The organism is Streptomyces albipurpureus (genome assembly GCF_023701525.1).
Lineage (GTDB): Bacteria > Actinomycetota > Actinomycetes > Streptomycetales > Streptomycetaceae > Streptomyces > Streptomyces albipurpureus.
Genome location: NZ_JAMQAW010000066.1, coordinates 18616 through 36209 on the forward strand (window position 1 = coordinate 18616; position 17594 = coordinate 36209).

The 17594-nt window shown below is 69.3% G+C and carries 16 protein-coding genes; 6 read left to right on the forward strand and 10 right to left on the reverse strand.

The annotated features are described in order from the left end of the window. Positions 1 to 586 precede the first annotated feature (586 nt). Positions 587 to 2845: an MMPL family transporter gene (locus tag NBG84_RS34055; protein ID WP_250923546.1), complete on the reverse strand. Its 2259-nt coding sequence runs from the start codon at positions 2843 to 2845 to the stop codon at positions 587 to 589. Between the two features lie 354 nt (positions 2846 to 3199). Between NBG84_RS34055 and NBG84_RS34060 the strand changes: the two genes are divergently transcribed. Together NBG84_RS34060 and NBG84_RS34065 are read left to right on the forward strand one after the other, a co-directional pair. Continuing rightward, positions 3200 to 4438: a sensor histidine kinase gene (locus tag NBG84_RS34060; RefSeq protein ID WP_250923547.1), complete on the forward strand. Its 1239-nt coding sequence runs from the start codon at positions 3200 to 3202 to the stop codon at positions 4436 to 4438. Next, positions 4435 to 5223: a response regulator gene (locus NBG84_RS34065; RefSeq protein WP_250923548.1), complete on the forward strand. Its 789-nt coding sequence runs from the start codon at positions 4435 to 4437 to the stop codon at positions 5221 to 5223. The genes NBG84_RS34060 and NBG84_RS34065 overlap by 4 nt, the downstream gene beginning before the upstream one ends. 580 nt (positions 5224 to 5803) lie before the next feature. On the opposite strand, the gene NBG84_RS34070 is transcribed toward NBG84_RS34065, so the two are convergent. Next, positions 5804 to 6145 carry an NIPSNAP family protein gene (locus NBG84_RS34070; protein ID WP_250923574.1) on the reverse strand — a complete coding sequence of 114 codons (342 nt, stop codon included), beginning with the start codon at positions 6143 to 6145 and terminating at the stop codon, positions 5804 to 5806. 327 nt (positions 6146 to 6472) lie between these two features. Next, positions 6473 to 6616 (reverse strand): hypothetical protein, encoded by a 144-nt coding sequence (locus NBG84_RS34075; protein ID WP_250923549.1) that lies wholly within the window; start codon positions 6614 to 6616, stop codon positions 6473 to 6475. Positions 6617 to 6703: 87 nt separating this feature from the next. On the opposite strand from NBG84_RS34075, the gene NBG84_RS34080 reads away from it, so the two are divergent. Further along, positions 6704 to 7300 (forward strand): TetR/AcrR family transcriptional regulator, encoded by a 597-nt coding sequence (locus tag NBG84_RS34080; protein WP_250923550.1) that lies wholly within the window; start codon positions 6704 to 6706, stop codon positions 7298 to 7300. Positions 7301 to 7680: 380 nt separating this feature from the next. On the opposite strand, the gene NBG84_RS34085 is transcribed toward NBG84_RS34080, so the two are convergent. Beyond that, positions 7681 to 8247 (reverse strand): EF-hand domain-containing protein, encoded by a 567-nt coding sequence (locus NBG84_RS34085; protein WP_250923551.1) that lies wholly within the window; start codon positions 8245 to 8247, stop codon positions 7681 to 7683. A 360-nt stretch (positions 8248 to 8607) separates the two neighbouring features. Between NBG84_RS34085 and NBG84_RS34090 the strand changes: the two genes are divergently transcribed. Continuing rightward, positions 8608 to 9081 carry a carboxymuconolactone decarboxylase family protein gene (locus NBG84_RS34090; protein WP_250923552.1) on the forward strand — a complete coding sequence of 158 codons (474 nt, stop codon included), beginning with the start codon at positions 8608 to 8610 and terminating at the stop codon, positions 9079 to 9081. A 383-nt stretch (positions 9082 to 9464) separates the two neighbouring features. Here the strand turns inward: NBG84_RS34090 and NBG84_RS34095 are convergent, their stop codons facing one another. The 3 genes from NBG84_RS34095 to NBG84_RS34105 all read right to left on the reverse strand — a co-directional run bounded on the left by NBG84_RS34095 (position 9465) and on the right by NBG84_RS34105 (position 12086). Further along, entirely contained in the window at positions 9465 to 10076 is a 612-nt protein-coding gene (locus NBG84_RS34095) for a hypothetical protein (protein WP_250923553.1), read from the reverse strand. A gap of 148 nt (positions 10077 to 10224) precedes the next feature. After that, the gene (locus NBG84_RS34100; RefSeq protein WP_250923554.1) at positions 10225 to 10896 is read right to left on the reverse strand and encodes a response regulator; all 672 of its coding nucleotides are present in this window, start codon (positions 10894 to 10896) and stop codon (positions 10225 to 10227) included. Then, positions 10893 to 12086: a sensor histidine kinase gene (locus tag NBG84_RS34105; protein WP_250923555.1), complete on the reverse strand. Its 1194-nt coding sequence runs from the start codon at positions 12084 to 12086 to the stop codon at positions 10893 to 10895. The genes NBG84_RS34100 and NBG84_RS34105 overlap by 4 nt, the downstream gene beginning before the upstream one ends. A 97-nt stretch (positions 12087 to 12183) precedes the next feature. Between NBG84_RS34105 and NBG84_RS34110 the strand changes: the two genes are divergently transcribed. Together NBG84_RS34110 and NBG84_RS34115 are read left to right on the forward strand one after the other, a co-directional pair. Further along, positions 12184 to 13131 carry an ATP-binding cassette domain-containing protein gene (locus NBG84_RS34110; RefSeq protein WP_250923556.1) on the forward strand — a complete coding sequence of 316 codons (948 nt, stop codon included), beginning with the start codon at positions 12184 to 12186 and terminating at the stop codon, positions 13129 to 13131. Beyond that, the gene (locus NBG84_RS34115) at positions 13128 to 14015 is read left to right on the forward strand and encodes an ABC-2 transporter permease (protein ID WP_250923557.1); all 888 of its coding nucleotides are present in this window, start codon (positions 13128 to 13130) and stop codon (positions 14013 to 14015) included. Before NBG84_RS34110 ends, NBG84_RS34115 begins: the two co-directional genes overlap by 4 nt. Before the next feature lie 104 nt (positions 14016 to 14119). On the opposite strand, the gene cydC is transcribed toward NBG84_RS34115, so the two are convergent. The 3 genes from cydC to cydD are packed head-to-tail and all read right to left on the reverse strand — an operon-like array spanning position 14120 to position 17582. After that, positions 14120 to 15853 (reverse strand): thiol reductant ABC exporter subunit CydC, encoded by a 1734-nt coding sequence (gene cydC / locus NBG84_RS34120; protein WP_250923558.1) that lies wholly within the window; start codon positions 15851 to 15853, stop codon positions 14120 to 14122. Then, entirely contained in the window at positions 15850 to 15984 is a 135-nt protein-coding gene (locus NBG84_RS40855; protein WP_285368539.1) for a hypothetical protein, read from the reverse strand. The genes cydC and NBG84_RS40855 overlap by 4 nt, the downstream gene beginning before the upstream one ends. Beyond that, the gene (cydD, locus tag NBG84_RS34125) at positions 15984 to 17582 is read right to left on the reverse strand and encodes a thiol reductant ABC exporter subunit CydD (protein WP_250923559.1); all 1599 of its coding nucleotides are present in this window, start codon (positions 17580 to 17582) and stop codon (positions 15984 to 15986) included. The genes NBG84_RS40855 and cydD overlap by 1 nt, the downstream gene beginning before the upstream one ends. Positions 17583 to 17594: the final 12 nt, after the last annotated feature.

The following is a 17594-nucleotide window of genomic DNA, read 5'->3' on the forward strand; positions in this document are numbered from 1 at the left end:
GGTAGACCGCCCTCGCCTTGCCACCAACCCACCTCCCGGACCGGGCTGACGCCTGAGCCAGCAGGAACGCACCCGTTTCGGAGCCGTGGAGGCGCCTGCTCTCATGCGGGCCCTTGCCCGTGGAAGCGCTCAGCTGAAAGGGCGCAGCCTGTCGGGTGCCGGAGGCGGGCCAGGAGCGGTTGGGCGTTGGACGGCGGCCCAGATGGCGACGGACGCCATCAGGGCCCGGAGTCCGAAGGCACCGGGCAGCGTGTGCCAGAAGCGAACCAGCCACCCATGAGACCTTGGTCAGCGAGTACGGCGTCACCGCCCGTGCTACCCCACACGCCGCTGACCGCCCGACCTGATCCCAACGGTCCATATGAACTCCCCTGGCACATAGCGGAGTTCAAGTCTTGCCCACCATCGCACCGCCGGCATCAGTCGCCGGATGCGTCTGTGCCGTCACCCGGGATGAGTGAGTACCGGCCGAGGGAGCACATAGAACCGCCGATTCAAGCCGGAGTGTTGAATAAAGTTCTCAGCCGCACTCACTGCCGCTGCTCGGTCCGCGTCGCTCCGGCGGCCGGGCACACCGCACCGGCACTCAGTGTTCTCGTTGCCCAAGACGTCGATCGACATCAGCCCCCGTAGCGAAGTGACCGACTCGGTCAAAGGCGGCTGAGTCGCCATCCAGCGGTGAGCGGAACCGATGGTCGGTGGCCGAAGTGTGGCGGGCTGCGGACCGATCGGGCCGCCGTGGCCACCAGAGCCCGCGCCCCAACAGCACTGCCACCGCCGGTACCAGCACGATCGACAACACGAACGACGACAACACGATGCCCAAGGCGGTGGCGAAGCCGACCTCCTGGGTCGCGGGGTTGGCGACCAGACTGGCGAAGGAACCCGCGAGCACCAGACCGGCGGTGGCGATCGCTGGTGCGGTGTGGCGCACCGCCTCGGCCACGGCGTGCCGCACGGTGACCGGCTTGTCCATCTCTTCCTTGATCCGGTCGCTGATCAGAATGTTGTAGTCGGTCCCGAGTGCGACGACGAAGAGGAACAGCACCAACGGCAGGGTGAACGAGATGCCCGGCCGGTCCAGCAGGTGTTGGAAGGCCAGTGTGCCCGCGCCGAGCGTGGCCGCGAACCCCAGCCCCACCGCGATCATGAGTACCAGGGGCGCCAGCACCGAACGGAGGAGAAGCAGCAGGATCAGGCAGATCAGGGCAGCTGCGATCGGAAAGACCAGGCGCAGGTCCTTCTCCACGGCGGTCGCGATGTCGGCGAACACGGCGGCCGTTCCCGTGATGTGCGCCTCGGCGTTCGCTGGGGTGTTCTTCTCGATGGCGGATCGGATGGGACCGGACACCAGGTCACGCGCCTGTTGGGTGTCGGACTTGACGGACAGGATCACATCGATGCGTGCGGCCGTACGATCGGGGTTCAGGGTGGGCGGAGCCACCTGCCCCACTCCTTCGGTCTTGGCCAGCGAGCCGGTCAGAGCGGACAGCGCATCCTGTTCCAGGGTGCCGCCGTCGCTGCGGACGTACACGGTGTGCGGGTCGGTGGCGCCGGCGGGCAGACTGCGGGAGATCTCCGCGGCCACCTTGACGGCCGCGGTCTTGGGCTGGCCCGCCGGGTCGTAGCTCATCTTCACACCGAACGCACCGGCCGACAGCACTCCCAACAGGGCCAAGCTGCCGATGAGGTAACGCACGGGCCGTCGGGTGAGTTCCAGTCCCAGGCGCGCGCTGAGCCCTCCTTGGTGTTCTTCCTTCCACGCCTTGGCCGGCCAGAACATCGCGCGCCCGCTGACCGCGAGCAGTGCCGGCATCAGGGTGAGGCTCGCCAGCAGCATCACCAGCACGGAGATGGCGATCGCCGGTCCGAGGACCCGGAACTGTCCGAAGCTCGCCACCCCCAGGGTGGCGAACGCGGCGACGATGGTCAGCCCTGCGGACAGGATGGCATTGCCCACCCGGCCCGCCGTCGCGGCCGCCGCCGTGACGGCGTCCTGTTCGGGGTGGGTGCGCAGCTGCTCGCGGAACCGGAAGAGGAGGAAGAGGAAGTAGTCGATACCGATGCCGAGCAGGACGACGGTGATCAGGGATGGTGTGGACGCGTCGAGCTTGATGTCGAGGAGTTCCGCCGACCCGGCCACCGCTCCGGCGGCGACGCCGCCGATCAGCGATACCGCGATCAGTGGCAGCAGCGCGGCGAGCACACTGCGGAAGACCACCACATTGAGGAGGATGATGAGACCCATCGTCATGATACCGATGATCTTCTCGCGGAGTTCCCCCGCTTCCACGATGTCGGCGTTGCTGGCGATACCCCCGGTGAATCCGACGCGCATGCCCTGCTCGCCGAACTCCTCCTCGGCGGTGTCACGGAATTCCCGGTAGACGTCCCTCAGCCCGGGGTCGTTCATGTTTCCGCTGACGGAGACCGAGAGCAGTTGGAAGGTCCCATCGGGAGCCATGGCGCTCTCCCCCACCCGTGGGGTCTGGGAGTGGTCCTTCATCAGCATCTCGGGCTTGGGCGCGCTGATTCTACGGTTACCGAGCTCAGTAGCGATTTCGCTGATCGTCTTTCGGTCCTGGACGGTCAGCTTCCGCCCATCGGTCCTGGCAACGAGAACCGTTGCGGCGTTTCCGTCGGGTTTCGCGTCGAACTTGTCCTCGGCTATTTCCAGAGCGGCGGCCGAATCATAGCCCTTGGGGAGGAAATCACCCGCCTGTGAATCGGTGGCGCTGAACATCATGGATTGCCCCACGATGGTCAGCGCCGCTCCCAGGAGGGTCCAGACGATGATCGTCACCCACCGACGACGGGTGGCGAACGATGTCAGACTGCGGATCATTGTCCTTCTCTCGACAGTTGGCTTCACGGGCCTTTCGCACTCCTCACAGCCCATCAAGGACAGCCCCGACAGGGCATCGGCCTGGGGAAGGGGCCGCGACGGGGACCGGGGTCCGGGGCGTACGGGAACCAGTACCTGGGTCCTGGGTGGGTGTCGTCCCTGGTGAGGATGGCGATGGCGGTGGGATGTGATGCGATGGGCCGGACGTTTCCTCGGGTCCGGTGGAGGACGGGACCGCAACCACGCCGCGTGGGGTGGCGGCGGTCAGCTGCTCGCGTGTGTCCCTGACACACCGCGCTCGGACCCGGGCCGTCGCCCTCGTACCCCGTTCCCTCGTGTGAAGGAGGCGCCCGGATGGGCCCCGCCCCCCGTACCGCGGTCGCCGTCCGGCTCCGTGACGCCTGGCCGGACCGGCGGGAGTTGCGGCGGCTTGCGGGCGAGCGCGGGGCGATGTCCCCGGCGCTCGGCTGGCTCCGCAACGACGTCCTGGTCGCTCTCGTCGTGGTGCTGGAGATCGTCGACTACGCGGGGTCGAGCTGGTCCGTCGGGAAGCAGATCTCCCCCGTCGCGGTGGCTCTGCTCACACTGTCCGCCCTGCCGCTCCTGGTCCGCAGGCGCCATCCCCGGGAAACGCTGGCCGCGGTGTTGACGCTCCAGACCATCGCGAGCCTTGCTGTGCCGATGGCCCACGGCAACGGCGTCCCGGTGATCTTCGCCCTCTACGCGGTCGCCAGGCTCTGCCCGCCACGCACCGTGGCGCTCGCCTGGGCGGCCGCCCTGCCGGTCCTGGTCTTCCGCGGTCTGTGGAACGGCATGGGCATCGCGGTGATGGCGGGAGAGGCCGCGAACTCCATCGCCGTCATCGCCGTGGCGCTGTGGGTCCGCAAATGGCGCCGGCAGGTGGATCTGAACCGGGAGCTCCTCGCCGATCGCGCGGTGGCGGAGGAGCGGCGGCGCATCGCGCGCGAGCTCCACGACGTGGTCGCCCACCACATCACCACCATGTATCTGATGTCCGGAGGCGCGAGGACCCACCTGGACCAGGACCCGGAGACCTCCCGGGAGGCCCTGGTCACCCTGGAGGCGTCCGCCCGTACGGCGCTGCGCGAGATGCGGCAGATGCTCGGTGTGCTGCGCGGCAACGACGTCTACGAGGAGGCACCGTCGCAGCCGCAGCCGGGCGTGCGGGACATCGACGGACTGATCACCGAGTCCCGGGCCAGTGGTCTGTCCGCGCGGCTCGTCGTCACCGGCGAACAGTTCCCACTGCCGGTGACCGTCGGTCTCACCCTCTACCGGATAGCCCAGGAGGCGTTGACCAACGTCCGCAAGCACGCGGGCGACGCGTCCGCTGACGTCCACCTCGTCTATCGACCGGACCGCGTCACACTGGAGGTCACCGACGACGGGAACGGCAGCCACCGTGCGCGAGGGGGGACGGGCGGGGGATACGGTCTGGTGGGAATGCGTGAGCGAGTCGCCGTGCACGGGGGCTCATTGGAAGTCGGCAGCCGCGAAGAGGGCGGCTTCAGGGTCGCGGCCGAGGTGCCGCTCCCCCGCCATGATGATGATCAAGGAGTGAGGGTCCGATGACACTGGCCGCCCCCGCTGAAGGCGCCCCCGTCCTCCCCCGTGCCACCGCCTCCCCGCCGGCGCACCGCTCCAAGGCCGTCCCGGACTCGCACCCCGACCCGTCCGACCCGGACCGTTGCGGAACCATCACCGTTCTCATCGCCGATGACCAGCCCCTGGTCCGCCGGGGCTTGGCCCTGATCCTGCGTACCGCACCGGGCATCGAGGTCGTCGGCGAAGTCGGCGACGGTGAGCAGGCCATTGCCGCCGCCCACGCCTTGCGCCCCCGGGTGGTCCTGATGGACATCCGGATGCCCGTGCTCGATGGGGTGCGTGCCACCGAGCGTCTGACCGCCGAACTACCGGATTGCCGGGTGCTGGCCCTGAGCACCTTCGACATCGACGAGTATGTCGTCCGCGCCCTGCGTGCCGGAGCTTCGGGTTTCCTCCCCAAGGATGTGTCTCCCGAGGAGTTGGCCTCGGCGCTGCGCACGGTCGACGTCGGTGAGGCGGTCGTGGCTCCCCGGATGCTGACTCGGCTGATCGCCACCTTCATCACCGAGCCGACCGTCTCCACCGACCTTTCCGAGCTCACTCCGCGGGAAGTGGAGGTACTGCGGTTGATCGCCTCGGGGCTCGACAACGGTGAGATCTCGCGGACCATGCAGATCGGGGTCCAGACCGTGAAGAACCACATCACCAGCGTTTTCGCCAAGCTCAATGTCCGTGACCGTGCCCAGGCGGTTATCGCGGCCTATGAATCCGGGCTGGTCCAGGCCCGAGGCGCGGGCGCCGACGGGGCCTAGCGCCTTCTTTCGCGTCTTGCCGGGTCCATGTCCCCTGGCACCTGCCGCTCATAGCCCGCTACCGGGTCTTCGTCAACCGTGAAGTCCAGATCCGCCGCCCAGGTCTGGCCGGAGGCCGCCCCGCCCGTGCGGGCGTCAGGGTTCCGCCAGCACCACGGTGAAACGGAGGATTGGTGTCCTCCGGGATGCACAGGGTGCAGATGCGTCAGCCGGGAAGGTGTTGTCCAGCTGTCCCGGGAAGCCGGAAGAGCTCCATTGTCCCTGCGCATCCCGGCACCCCGCGGTGACGGCGCAGGAGCTCGTGGGCTCCTGCGCCATTGAAGCTCACCCCGAGTTCACGCAAGCCCTGGGAGCGTCACCGCGTCGCACCCGGCACAGTGATCCCGGACCGTCTCGGAAGCGGGAGGTATCCCTCGGAGGGCGCGTGGTGGGTGACGGCCCGCGGATACTCGATGAGGGTCTGCCGGAAGGCGAAGCCGACGGCCGGAGCGACCCGGGCAACCACTGGGGCGGCTTCCCCGTCCTCGCACGGGCTCGGCACGGCGCCCTCGCCGAGCGAACGGGGTGTCCCGCTCGCCGGTCAGTTGTGGGCGGGGGCTTCGGAGCTCCCGTTTCCGTCCTGGTCGAGGGGCCGTAGGAAGCGGCGTTCGTACCGTCGGATGCAACCCGTCCGGCGAGCGAGTTCGATGGCGGCCCGGCACTCGGGATCGGTGGCGCTGTCCGCCCGGTAGCGCTCGTACTGCGCGAACCCTGGAAACGAGAAGAGTGCGTACGCGATATCGCTGTCGCCCTCGCTGGGCAGGAAGTACCCGTGATGAGTGCCGCCGAACCGGTTGACGAGTACGACCCACCGACGGCCGTACTCCTCGAAGTCCTCGATGCGGTCGGGATCGATCTCGTACTTCAGATGAATAGTGATCACAAACGACATCATCCCCGAACGCCCCAGCGCAACGTACTCCTGGGCGGGTACGCGTCCCAAGGGCGATCGTGCCGCACCGCCTGACTGCTGGTCAAAGCTGGGTCAGCCACCACGGCACCCACTGCCAGGGCTCGCACTCCGCGGTTCCGCCGATGTCCGCCCCTGGCGACCGCCACCCACATACCGACCCAGCCAGTAGTTCCCGCCCCTCGAAGTACGAGCTATGAGCGGTCCTTTTCGCAGATGGCACGATATGGGATTGCCTGACGCGAGCCTTCCACGCGGGCTTGGACAGGCCCCAATCGACGCGGGCGCACATGCGGGCGATCAGGCCCCGGGGGTCGGGAGCAGGGTGACGAAGACAAGTGGCAGAACCATCCGGCTCAGGAGCGGGCCGGGCTCACGCAACATCAGCAGCTGGTTGTGGCGGACCAGGACGCTCATCCGGCTGGCGGATTCACGCGGCAGCATCGCCGGGCACCGCCTTCTTCTCTATCGGTGCGGCTTCCAGGGAGTGGTAGAGGTCGTCCAGGCTCGGGCGCCGTACTCGACGCAGCAGTGGCGATCGCCGACGAACGCGGCCTCGAAGCAGTCTCGATGCGCGCGTTGGCCGAGCGTGTCGGCGTCACACCGATGGCGCTGTACCGGCATGTCAAGGACAAGGCCGCGCTGCTGGACGGCATGGTCGGACGCCTGCTCGCGGCCTTGTTGCCGTCGAGTGGCGTCGGGGATCAAGCCTGGGACGAACGACTCAGCGCCCTCGCGCACGCCTGCCGAAAGGTGACCCAGCGCCACCCCTGGGCCGTTCACCTACTCTTCTCGCGGCCCGCTGTCACCCCGGACTCCGTGCGCGCTGTGGACATCCTCTACATCGCCCTGATCGAAGCCGGGGTTCCAGCGTCGGAAGTGCCCCGGCTGGAACGCCTGATCAGCACTTTTGTCATCGGATTCGCCGCTTCCGAAGCCTCGGGCCGCTTCGCCCCCGAAACCCTCGATCCACGCAGCCGCCGCGGCCAACTCCCAGACAGCGAGCTCCCGGGGCACAGCAGGCTCGGGCCTTGGCTGGACCTGCCTGTTGACCTCACCGCTGAGTTCGAGGCGGACCTGAACGACATCCGGCGGCTGATCGAGTCGACCGCTCAGCAACGGGATTGACACGATGGGAGGGACACGATGGGAGGGACAGGCATCATCGCCTCCTCCCGTTGAGCAAGCCCGCCGCGTTCGGGCCGCGGGCCACCCCACCTTGCTGGAAGTCCGCGGCCCCGACGGCCGCTTGGCAGCCCGCGGAGATCAAAGCGTCCACCGTCGTCGGGTCCGCCCCTTGGAGGTGTGGTTTCTCCTGTCAGGGCGAGCGGATGCGGCCCTGGGTCTCGTCGCCCCGCCGTGTCCGCCCCGACCGGCGGATACGGAAGACCGGCGCATGCGCTCGCCGTGCATGGAAGCGGGGCTGCCCGCATGTGTTGGCAGTCACCGGAGACGAGCTTGCGGCGGTCAGAGGCAGTGGGTGCGCACCTGGCGTCTGGACCTGGAGGTTAGATCGGAATGAAGTCGGTCGTGCCGGTCCACCAGTTGCCCGGCGCCTGTGGGTCGCGGCTCGTCCAGAACTCGATGATGCCGCCGATGAACTCCTCCCGGGACAGCGCCCCGTCCCCGTCCCGGTCGAGGCGTCGGAAGGCCTCGGCGGCCTGCGGCCGGGTCAGGGTGGGAAAGTGACCGTGCTGGAAGGCGAAGAACTCCTCGGCGTCCACCGTTTCGTCGCCGTCCGTATCGGCCACCGCCAAAAACGCCTCCGCGAGGGCACCGAGCGTGGACCTGGCCGCCACCGGATCATCAGCCAGAGTCAGGGTGGACACGATGAACTCCGCGCGACTCACCGAATCCGCGCCCGGCGGCAGGTAGGGCAGATGCAACTCGCGCCAAATCCCCGAGTACGCCGCCACCACCCGCCGCTCGGCCTCCGAACCCTCCGGGTGCCCGAGGGCGATGGCGACCGACCTCCCCATCAGGACGTGATCGTGTTCGGTTAACCGGCCGTCACCATCCCGGTCGAGGTGGTCGAAACCATGGCCGATCTTCCGGATGAGCAACTCGTCGGACATGTCATGCCTTTCCGTCGGAGGGTGCGGACCTCCTTCGTAGCAGCTGGGGTCGGCGGCTGTCCGGCCCACCCGGAAAAGGGGTGTTCGGCCAGATGATCGTGGCGCGGGGGAGGACGAACGGGCAGCGGCTTCGCACACAGCCCGCATACCTGTGTGCCGGAGTGACGTGTGCTCTGTGGACCCGGTGGGGGACGGCATATGGGTGGGAAGGCCACTTTGACGCAGTACGCGGTGGGGGTTGCCGGCCCTGGTTCACTACCGCATCACCGGAAGAGACGCACGTCACATTCGGCCCTGTCACATCTTGCCGAGCTGTTCCGTCAAGGAGTCGTCACCATCGACAACGGCAAGGAGTGCACCATGGATGCCCGCTTGAATCTCCTCGGCAACCCGGTCGCGGCCAAGGCACTGCGGCACGTCGTCTCGGCGAGCAAGGTTGTTTCGGACTCGACACTGCCGGCCGCGACCCAGGAGCTGGTGAAGATCCGCGCCAGTCAGATCAATGGCTGCGGCTTCTGCACCGACATGCACACCAAGGAGGCCACGCATGCCGGAGAGACCTCGACCCGCCTCAACCTGATCGCTGTCTGGCGGGAGGCGAAGGTGTTCACCGATGCCGAGCGCGCTGCGCTGGAGCTGACGGAACAGGGCACCCGCATCGCCGACGCGGCCGGTGGCGTCTCGGACGAGGCCTGGGCGAACGCCGCCAAGCACTATGACGAGGACCAACTCGCCGCCCTGATCTCACTCATCGCCCTCATCAACGCCCTCAACCGTCTGAACGTCATCATCCAGCAGCCCGCGGGCGACTACCAGATCGGTCAGTTCGGATAACCGGCGGTAGCGTCCTCCCGGCCCCCTCGCCGAGGTCCGGGGGCGTTGCCCTCGGCCCGGCGACCGGGATGACCGTACGCGTGTAGCGAGGACGAGCGGGCAGTGACTCTACGCATTGCCCGCTTGCCGAGGCTGCGTCCTCAACAGTCTTCAAGGGCTTTCACAGAAGGCGCAGAAGACGCGGGAGGCACCGGAGGAACACGTCTGTCAGCCCCAGGACCGCGTCCGCCCCGGGCCCGCCGCTTGCCCCAAGGTCTCGCGCTGACCTGACGGTCAAGGCCGGGCAAGGGCGAGCTCAGCCGATGATGGGGCCAGCCGGCGACGTTTCGCGGGTGGCGGCGGATGCCGGGGCCCGCGGTAGCCCGCGGTCGTCCCGCTTGCGGCTATCGGCGGCGGTCCCGTTTCCGCTCGCTGCGCCGCAGGGCCCGGCGCTGCTTCCCCGGGAGGGTGGCGGCCAACTCCCCCACCAGGGAGACATCGTGGAACGTGCCGTGTCGGTTACCCCGGCACCACCACACCGGTGGACCGACCGTGTCTGTTTCGCCCTGGTACCAGTTGTCGGTGGTCCCTGCGGGGCGAGGGTGCATGCCGATGTGGTGTGTCGAGCAGATCGGCCAGACCTGCCGTAGCAGTTCGATGATGGTCTCCTGCGCCGCATCCGCGACCACGGACAGCACCAGCGCCGCGTCGTCCGGCTCTGGCGGGTCGCCCTCCTCCAGATCACACGCGTTGACCGAGTTGCCTTGCCAACGGCCGTCGGGCAGCGCCACATAGATCTGATCCCCATCGGTCGCGTCCCGGGTCATCGGCCCCGCGGACGGGACGAGCATCAGTATCAGCTCATCCTGACCCGGCAGGGTCGCCGCCAGGTCGCGATTGACCACGGCGAGCGCGGCCTCCAACTTCGGCCACTGGCCTCCCTGGACCTGCCGGGGCTCTGAAAAGTGCTGCCAGTCATGACCAGGACCGATGCCAACGAACGGAAAGTAGTTCACTGATACATCATCCCAGCCCTACCGTTCCTCGTAGGTGGCTGAGGGGTAGGCGAATCCACAGACTCGGGTAGGGGTTTCCCTCCCTCGCATGTCCTACCCCAGCAGTCCCTCGGATTGCTTCGCCGACCCAGCCCCGCTCAGAGCTCGCTCAGCCCGATGGTGACACCAGGCCCAACTCATAGGCGGTGATGACCAACTGAACCCGGTCACGAGCAGGCAGCTTGGTGAAGAGGCGTCCCACGTGGGCCTTTGCCGTGGCCGGGCTGATGAAGAGCTCAGCGGCGATCTCCTTGTTCGACAGTCCGCGGCCCACGAGGATGAGCACCTCGCGCTCCCGTTCGGTGATGCCCTCGATCATGGGGTGTCGGGGCGCGGCGGCGGGCTCGGGGCGGGCGGCGAACTCCTCGATCAGGCGGCGGGTCACGCTCGGCGCGATCAGGGCTTCACCAGCGGCGACCACGCGGATCGCGGTGAGGATGTCGTCCAGGTCCATGTCCTTGACGAGGAATCCGCTCGCGCCAGCACGCAGCGCGCCGTAGACGGACTCATCGTCGTCGAACGTGGTGAGGACGAGCACCCGCGCCGTGCTGGGGCCTGCGGTGATCAGCCCGGTCGCCTCGATACCGTTCATACCGGGCATACGGATGTCCATGACGATCACATCGGGACGGACTTCCCCGGCGAGCCGGACCGCGTCGGCGCCCGTGCCAGCCTCCCCCACGATCTCCAGGCCCGCGCTGTTCGCCACGAGTACGCGCAGCCCGGCGCGTACCAGCGGCTGGTCGTCGACGAGTACGACACGCACAGGAGGGTGAGTCATCTCGTGCCCGCGGTGACCGGGAGCCGTGCCGCCACGCGGAAGCCGCCTTCGGGGCGGGGACCAGCGGTGAACTGGCCGTGCAGCAGGGTGGCCCGTTCGCGCATCCCCGTGATGCCGTATCCGGTGCCTGCGGCCCCGGGCCCGAGGCCTTCGTCGGTGATCTCGATGGACAGTTGGTCCTCCTGGTAGTCGATGATCACCTGGCACTCGTCTGTGCCCGCGTGGCGCACCACGTTGGTGATGCCCTCCTGAACGATGCGGTAGGCGGACAGTTCGACGTCGGCGGGTAGTGGGCGCCGCACCCCGAGCCACTCGACGGCGACTCTCACGCCGCCGTCCTCGATGGTTGCCACCAGCCGGTCGACGTCCGCCAGAACAGGCGCGGGCGCCTGGGGCGCCCCGTCCGGTTCGGCCTGGCGGAGAGTTCCCAACATGCGTCGCAGCCCGGCCAGGGTGTCCCTGCTGGTGGACTCGATGACGGCCAGTGCGTTGCGCGCCTCCCCCGGCTGGGCGTCGATGACCCGGCGGCCGGTGCCGGCCTGGATGGCGATAACGCCCATGCTGTGCGCGACCGTATCGTGCAGTTCGCGGGCGATCCGCAATCGCTCGGCGGTGACGGCCTGTACCGCGGCTTGGGCCCGCACCGTCTCCGCGTGGGCACGGCGTTCTTGAACGAGGTAACCCGTCATCCAGGCGAGGGCGAGCAACAGGGCGAGCAACACAACACCAGAGACGAAGTCGTCCGACCCGGTCCGGTAGTAGCCTACGGCGGCGATCTGCACGGCGAGGGCCGAGACCGCGGCGACGAGCGCGGTCCGGCGCCTTTGGGTGGCGGCGATCCAGCCGACGGCGAGATCGGTCACCAGCGCCTGTAGATAGCCGATCTGCCATGCGGGTCCCGACCCCCCGAACGGGTAGACCGCGGCCAGTTTGGAGGCCGCCATCAGCGTTGTGGCGAACGAACCGGCCAGTATCAGCGTCAGGGTCGGCAGCGGTCTGCGTCGAAGCAGGGGAAGGGTGAGAACCGCGAGTACGGTCGGCGGGAAGAGCCGGACGCCGGTGGGCTCGTGCTCGTTGAGCACCGCGACGTACAGCAGGATCGGGTAGGCGATGGCCCCGCACCAGGCCAGGGCCCGCGCCGCGGCCGGTGGTATGCGCCACGGGCGGGTGGCACGGGGTGAGTCGCTCATGTGGTGATCATAGGTAGGGGCAGCAGCCCGGTGCATCGGCCCACGGGCGTACGCCCTGCGGCTACCCATGGGCCCCGAGGGTGTGGCCCTCGAACCGATGCCGCACGGTCCGATCCACGGCACCGTGGGCCGGGTGATCGAAGTCAATGAACTGACGAAGCGATACGGCGCCACTACCGCCGTCGACGGCCTGACCTTCACCGTCCGGCCCGGCCATGTCACCGGGTTCCTCGGCCCGAACGGCGCCGGCAAGTCCACCACTCTGCGGATGATCCTCGGCCTGAACACCCCCACCAGCGGGAGAGTCCTGGTCAACGGGCGACCGTTCCGCGGACTCCCTCGCGGACTGCGACACGCCGGGGCGTTGCTCGACGCCCATGATGTGCACGGCGGACGCACCGCGCGGGCGCATCTGTCGGCCCTGGCGCACGGCAACGGGCTTCCGCGGCGCCGGGTGGAGCAGGTCCTGGACGAGGTGGGGCTGGCCTCCGCGGCCCATCGCCGCGTCGGAGGGTTCTCACTGGGGATGAAGCAGCGACTGGGTATCGCCGTCGCCCTGCTCGGCGACCCGCCCGTACTGCTCTTCGACGAGCCGCTCAACGGACTCGATCCGGATGGTGTGTTGTGGGTGCGCCGGCTGTTGCGGCAGCTGGCCGCGGAAGGCCGTACGGTGCTGGTCTCCAGCCATCTGATGGGCGAGATGGAGCACACGGCGCATCAGGTGATCGTCATCGGCCGGGGCGAGCTGATCGCCGCGGAGGGCCTTGCTGAGTTCGCCGTCCGCGGCGACCGCCTTGGGGTGGCCGTCCGGACACCCGACGTCGCCGGTCTGACGTCCGCCCTCGCCACGGAGGGGGCGACCGTCCAGCACGAACAGGACGGCTCGTGCACGGTGACCGGCCTGGGCGCGGAACGCATCGGCGAACTCGCCCTGCACGCCCGCATCCCACTGCACGAGCTCACCCCCCGGCACGCCTCTCTGGAGGAGGCCTTCATGGAGCTCACCGCTGACCGCGTCGAATACAACTCGGGAGAGGCACGATGACCACCCAGACACAGACGATCACCGAGCGGCGGGTGTGCACAACGGATCTCGGCACCCCTGCCCGGTTCCGCGATCTGCTCGCCGCCGAGTGGATCAAGCTGTGGTCGCTGCGTTCCAGCTACTGGGCACTCGGAGGCGGCGCGCTGACCGTCATCGGGATCAATGTGAACTCCGCCCGGTCCAACGCCGACCGGCTGGCGGATCAGCCCCCACTGCCCCCTGCCCCGCCGCCCGGATTCCCCGACCTGCCGCAGATGGTGTTCGATCCGCTGGCGACCGCCTTCGTCGACCCGGCCTGGCAGCTGCTCATGGTCATCGCCGGGAGCGTCGGCGCCATCGCGGTCTTCGGCGAGTACACCAGCGGTCTCATCCGCACCACCTTCGCCGCCGTCCCAGCGCGCCGTGCGGTGATGACGGCCAAGGCGACCGTCCTGGCGGTGGTCATGCTGGCCCTCGGTGCCGTCGTGGCGGGCACCTCGTTCGGTGTGACCCAGGCGATCCTGCGAGACCACAACGGACTCTCCCTCAGCGACCCCGGAGCCCTGCGGGCAGTCGCGGCTTCCACGTTGCTCGCCCCGCTGTGTGCCTTCGTCGGCATGGCTCTCGGCGCCCTCATCCGGCACGCGGCGGGCACCGTCGCCGCGGTCGCCGGTGTGCTCCTCCTGTTGCCGGCGCTCTTCCAGGGCGAGACCTATCGGTGGGTCGCGGAGATCGGCGACGCCATGCCGCTCACCGCGTGGAACGCCCTGGTCCAGAACCCGGAGTCGAACGACGGCATGGGCCTGTATCCGGTGTCGGTCACCGAGGCGTGGAGCGTGTTCGGTGGCTGGTCGCTCGTTGCCGTGATCATCGCGGTGACCGTCGTGCACCGCCGCGATGTGTGAGCGTTGCGGACGAGTCCCACACCCGCGATGCCTGGGGTGGCACTGGCCTGTCCCCACCCTGGCTCATCCGCGAGCACGCCGTCCGGTGTCGCCCACCGCACTGGTTAGGTGGTGGCCGGCTGAGTGACCGTACGAATCCGGCCACCGTCGAGGGTCAGGACCTGGTCGGCCGCGGTGAGGCCCGACCGCGCATGGGTAACCAGAAGTGTGGTGCGTCCGCGGGTGGCGTCGAGGATGTCGGCGAGCACCGCGGCGGCCGTCTCCGGGTCCAGTCCATCGGTGGGTTCGTCCAGGACGAGGATCGGCGGGTCTGCGAGGAGTGCCCGGGCCAGGAGCAGGCGCTGGCGCTGGCCGCCCGACATCGTGGCTCCGTCCCCGCTGAGCAGGGTGTCCCAGCGGTTCGGCAGTGACTCGATCCAGTCGAGGAGCCGGGCCCTGCGGGCCACCGCGCACAACTCCGCGTCCGTGGCTTCGGGGCGGGCGAGAACCAGGTTGGCGCGGATCGTCGCATGGAAGACATGCGCGTCCTGGGTCACTCCGGTGATCACACGGCGGACGTCCGAGGCTGCGCACTCGCTGAGTTCGCGCGTCTCGCGACCGCCGACGCGGATGCTCCCGGCTTCGTACGGGACGAACCGCATGAGCGCCGCGATCAGCGTCGACTTGCCGGAGCCGCTGGCGCCGAGCAGGACGACCCGGCGGCCGGGCGGCAGTCGCAGGCTCACCCCGTCCAGGGCTGGAGCGCCACCGGGCCGGTGGCGCACGCGCAGGTTGGTGATGTCCACGCCCAGTGGCTCGTCAGTGGGAAGCAGGGCGGGGGTTGGCGGGTCGGTGACGGGGGGCGGTGTGTCAAGGAGGTCGGCGAGACGGCGAGCGGAAGCTCGCACTTCGGCGAGACAGCGGGCAGCGGATGGCAGCGGTGTGAGGGAATCGAAGGAGACCAGTGCGAGGACCGGGAGGACGGTGAGGTGCACGGCGGGCAGCGCACCGCCCGTGTGCGCCCGCAGCGCGAGCCAGGTGACGCCGACCAGCGCCCCGCCCTGGAGCAGCAGTACCACGGCTGAGGCGAGTGAGGTGGTCAGGGCCCGCTGGCGCTCCAGCGCGGCGAGCCGGGCGGAGGCCTGGTGGGACCGTTCCTCGGCGCGGCCCCGGGCGCCGTACGCGGCCAGGTCCGGGGCTCCTTGGATCGCGTCCACGGTGAGAATCGCGAGTTCGGCTCGGACCGCCTTCTCCTCGCGACCCGCACGGCGGGACAGCGTGAGCACCAGGCAGGGCACGAAGAGTCCCGCCACGATCAGGATCAGCCCGAGCAGGACGCCTGCCTGCGGAAGCAACACCGCGGCCGTTGTGGTGGCGGTGGCAGCGACCGCGCAGGCCGCGGCCACCGGGATCAGGACCCGCAGCAGCAGGTCCTGGGCGCAGTCCACGTCGTCGACGAGCCGGGTCAGCAGATCCCCGCTGCGAAAGGCCGGAGTGCCCGCGGGGGCCAACGGCACCAAGGCCTCGTACACCCGGGTGCGGAAGCCCGCGACGGCTCGCAGCACGCCGTCGTGGCCCAGTAGTCGGTCGGTGTAGCGCAGCACTCCTCGCCCCAGAGCCAGGGCGCGTACGGCGACGATCGCGATACTCACCGAGGCGAGTGGGGGTTGTTCGGCAGCGCGGGTGATCAGCCAGGCGGCGGTGGCCATCAGCGCGGCGGCAGCGAGGTCGCTGCCGGCCGATGCGAGCGCGGCGGGCAGCAGCCTGCGCCAGTACGGCAGGAGGTGGCGCAGCAAGCGGACGGTGGGGTGGGGCTCGGGTCCATGGGCGGGGGTGGTGACCTTGGAACAGGGGGTCATGGGTCCACCAGTCCTTGCTTGGGTGCCGGTTGGGGGTGAGTGAGGCTGCCTGCTCGTACGGTGATGATCCGGTCGGCGTGGGGCAGCAGGCTCGTGCGATGTGCGACCACGACCGAGGTTCGGCCGTGCATCAGGCGGACCGTGGCACGCGTGACGGCGGCCTCGCTCTCGGGGTCGAGGTGGGCGGTCGGTTCGTCGAGGAGTAGTACGGGGGCGTCCAGGAGGAACGCGCGGCCAGGGCGATTCGTTGGCGCTGACCCGCGGAGAGTCCGGCGCCGTGCTCGCCGAGCACGGTTGCGTACGCCTGTGGCAGTTCCTCGATGAAGCGGTCGGCACAGGCGGCGCGGGCCGCCTGCCGGACCTCGGCGTCACTCGCGCCGGGGCGTCCGAGGCGAATGTTGTCCGCGACGGTCTCCGCGAACAGATGGGGACGCTGGGGCACCCACGCCACCTGGGCGCGCCAGCCGTCGATGTCGAGGTGGGCGAGGTCGGTGGCACCGACGGCGACCCGGCCCGCCCCTGGGGCCGCGAAGCCGAGGAGTACCGCCAGGAGTGTGGACTTGCCCGCGCCGCTCGGGCCGACCACCGCGATGTGTTCGCCTGGGCGGATGGAGAGGGAGACGTTGAGCAGGGCCGGTGCCGATCGGCCCGGGTACCGGACCGTGACCTGGTTCAGGTGCAGCTGGGCCGTGCGGGCATCGGGCGCCGGAGCGCGGGCCATGGGCGTGAACGCGCCTCCAACTCCACCAGCCCCGCCGACGAAACCGGGGGTGTCGGGGGTGTCGAGGATCGTGAAGACTCGCTCGGCCACGGCGATGCACTCGGCGCTGTCGTGGAATGCCGCGCCCGCCGCACGCAGCGGCAGATAGGCCTCGGGGGCGAGGAACAGGATGATCAGGGCGGTACGCAGGTCCGTGTCACCGTCGAGCAGCCGCAGCCCGACCGGGACGGCCACCAGCGCCACGGAGAAGGTGGCGACCGTCTCCAGGACGAGGGAAGAGAGGAACGCCACCCGCAGTGTCCGTAGGGTGGCACGCCGGTGAGCGTCGGCCATCTCGCCGACCACCCGGGTCTGGTGCCGCTCGCGGCCGAATGCGCGGAGCGTCGGGAGGCCGGCCACAACATCCAGGAAGTGGCCGCCCAGCCGTGCGAGCAACCCCCACTGCCGGGCGGTGCGTTGGGCGGTGTGCCGGCCGACCAGCGCACCGAAAGCGGGGATCAGTGGCAGCGTCACAACAACGATCAGGGCCGAGACCCAGTCGATCCACGACAGCCAGCCGACGATCGCGAGTGGGACCACCGCGGTGGCCGTCATCGTGGGCAGGTAGCCGACGATGTAGGGGTCCAGGGCGTCGAGGCCACGGGTGATCAGCGTGGCCGTCTCGCCGTGTCGGCGGGCCGCTGAGCGCAAGGGGCTGGTGTGCCGCAGCCGGCCGGTGATCCGGTCGCGCAGTGCGCGCTTCGCGTCGGCCGCTACGCACTGTGCAAGCACTCCACGGGTCCAGGTCAGCAGTGCACGCAGCCCTGCCGCGACGCCCAGTGAGGCCAGCGTCGCGGTCGGGAACCCGTGTCCGGCGAAGCCGTCCGCGAGCACACTCGCCAGCAGGCTCGCCTGGACGATGACGAGTGCCGCGCCCGCCAGCGCCAGGGCTGTGGAGAGCGTCATATGGCGCCCCAGTGATGGCAGTTCCCGTATGAGGCGGCGTTCGACGGGACTCAACGGTCTCATCCGGGGCCCTCT

What these genes read in the sequence shown, in the direction of transcription:
- NBG84_RS34090 (WP_250923552.1), top strand. Translation starts at nt 8,608, where the DNA reads ATGGATGCCCGCTTGAATCTCCTCGGCAACCCGGTCGCGGCCAAGGCA.
- NBG84_RS34115 (WP_250923557.1), top strand. Translation starts at nt 13,128, where the DNA reads ATGACCACCCAGACACAGACGATCACCGAGCGGCGGGTGTGCACAACG.
- NBG84_RS34100 (WP_250923554.1), bottom strand. Translation starts at nt 10,896, where the DNA reads ATGACTCACCCTCCTGTGCGTGTCGTACTCGTCGACGACCAGCCGCTG.
- NBG84_RS34110 (WP_250923556.1), top strand. Translation starts at nt 12,184, where the DNA reads ATGCCGCACGGTCCGATCCACGGCACCGTGGGCCGGGTGATCGAAGTC.
- NBG84_RS34105 (WP_250923555.1), bottom strand. Translation starts at nt 12,086, where the DNA reads ATGAGCGACTCACCCCGTGCCACCCGCCCGTGGCGCATACCACCGGCC.
- cydD (WP_250923559.1), bottom strand. Translation starts at nt 17,582, where the DNA reads ATGAGACCGTTGAGTCCCGTCGAACGCCGCCTCATACGGGAACTGCCA.
- NBG84_RS34055 (WP_250923546.1), bottom strand. Translation starts at nt 2,845, where the DNA reads ATGATCCGCAGTCTGACATCGTTCGCCACCCGTCGTCGGTGGGTGACG.
- NBG84_RS34060 (WP_250923547.1), top strand. Translation starts at nt 3,200, where the DNA reads ATGGGCCCCGCCCCCCGTACCGCGGTCGCCGTCCGGCTCCGTGACGCC.
- NBG84_RS40855 (WP_285368539.1), bottom strand. Translation starts at nt 15,984, where the DNA reads ATGCACGGCCGAACCTCGGTCGTGGTCGCACATCGCACGAGCCTGCTG.
- NBG84_RS34085 (WP_250923551.1), bottom strand. Translation starts at nt 8,247, where the DNA reads ATGTCCGACGAGTTGCTCATCCGGAAGATCGGCCATGGTTTCGACCAC.
- NBG84_RS34075 (WP_250923549.1), bottom strand. Translation starts at nt 6,616, where the DNA reads ATGCTGCCGCGTGAATCCGCCAGCCGGATGAGCGTCCTGGTCCGCCAC.
- NBG84_RS34065 (WP_250923548.1), top strand. Translation starts at nt 4,435, where the DNA reads ATGACACTGGCCGCCCCCGCTGAAGGCGCCCCCGTCCTCCCCCGTGCC.
- cydC (WP_250923558.1), bottom strand. Translation starts at nt 15,853, where the DNA reads ATGACCCCCTGTTCCAAGGTCACCACCCCCGCCCATGGACCCGAGCCC.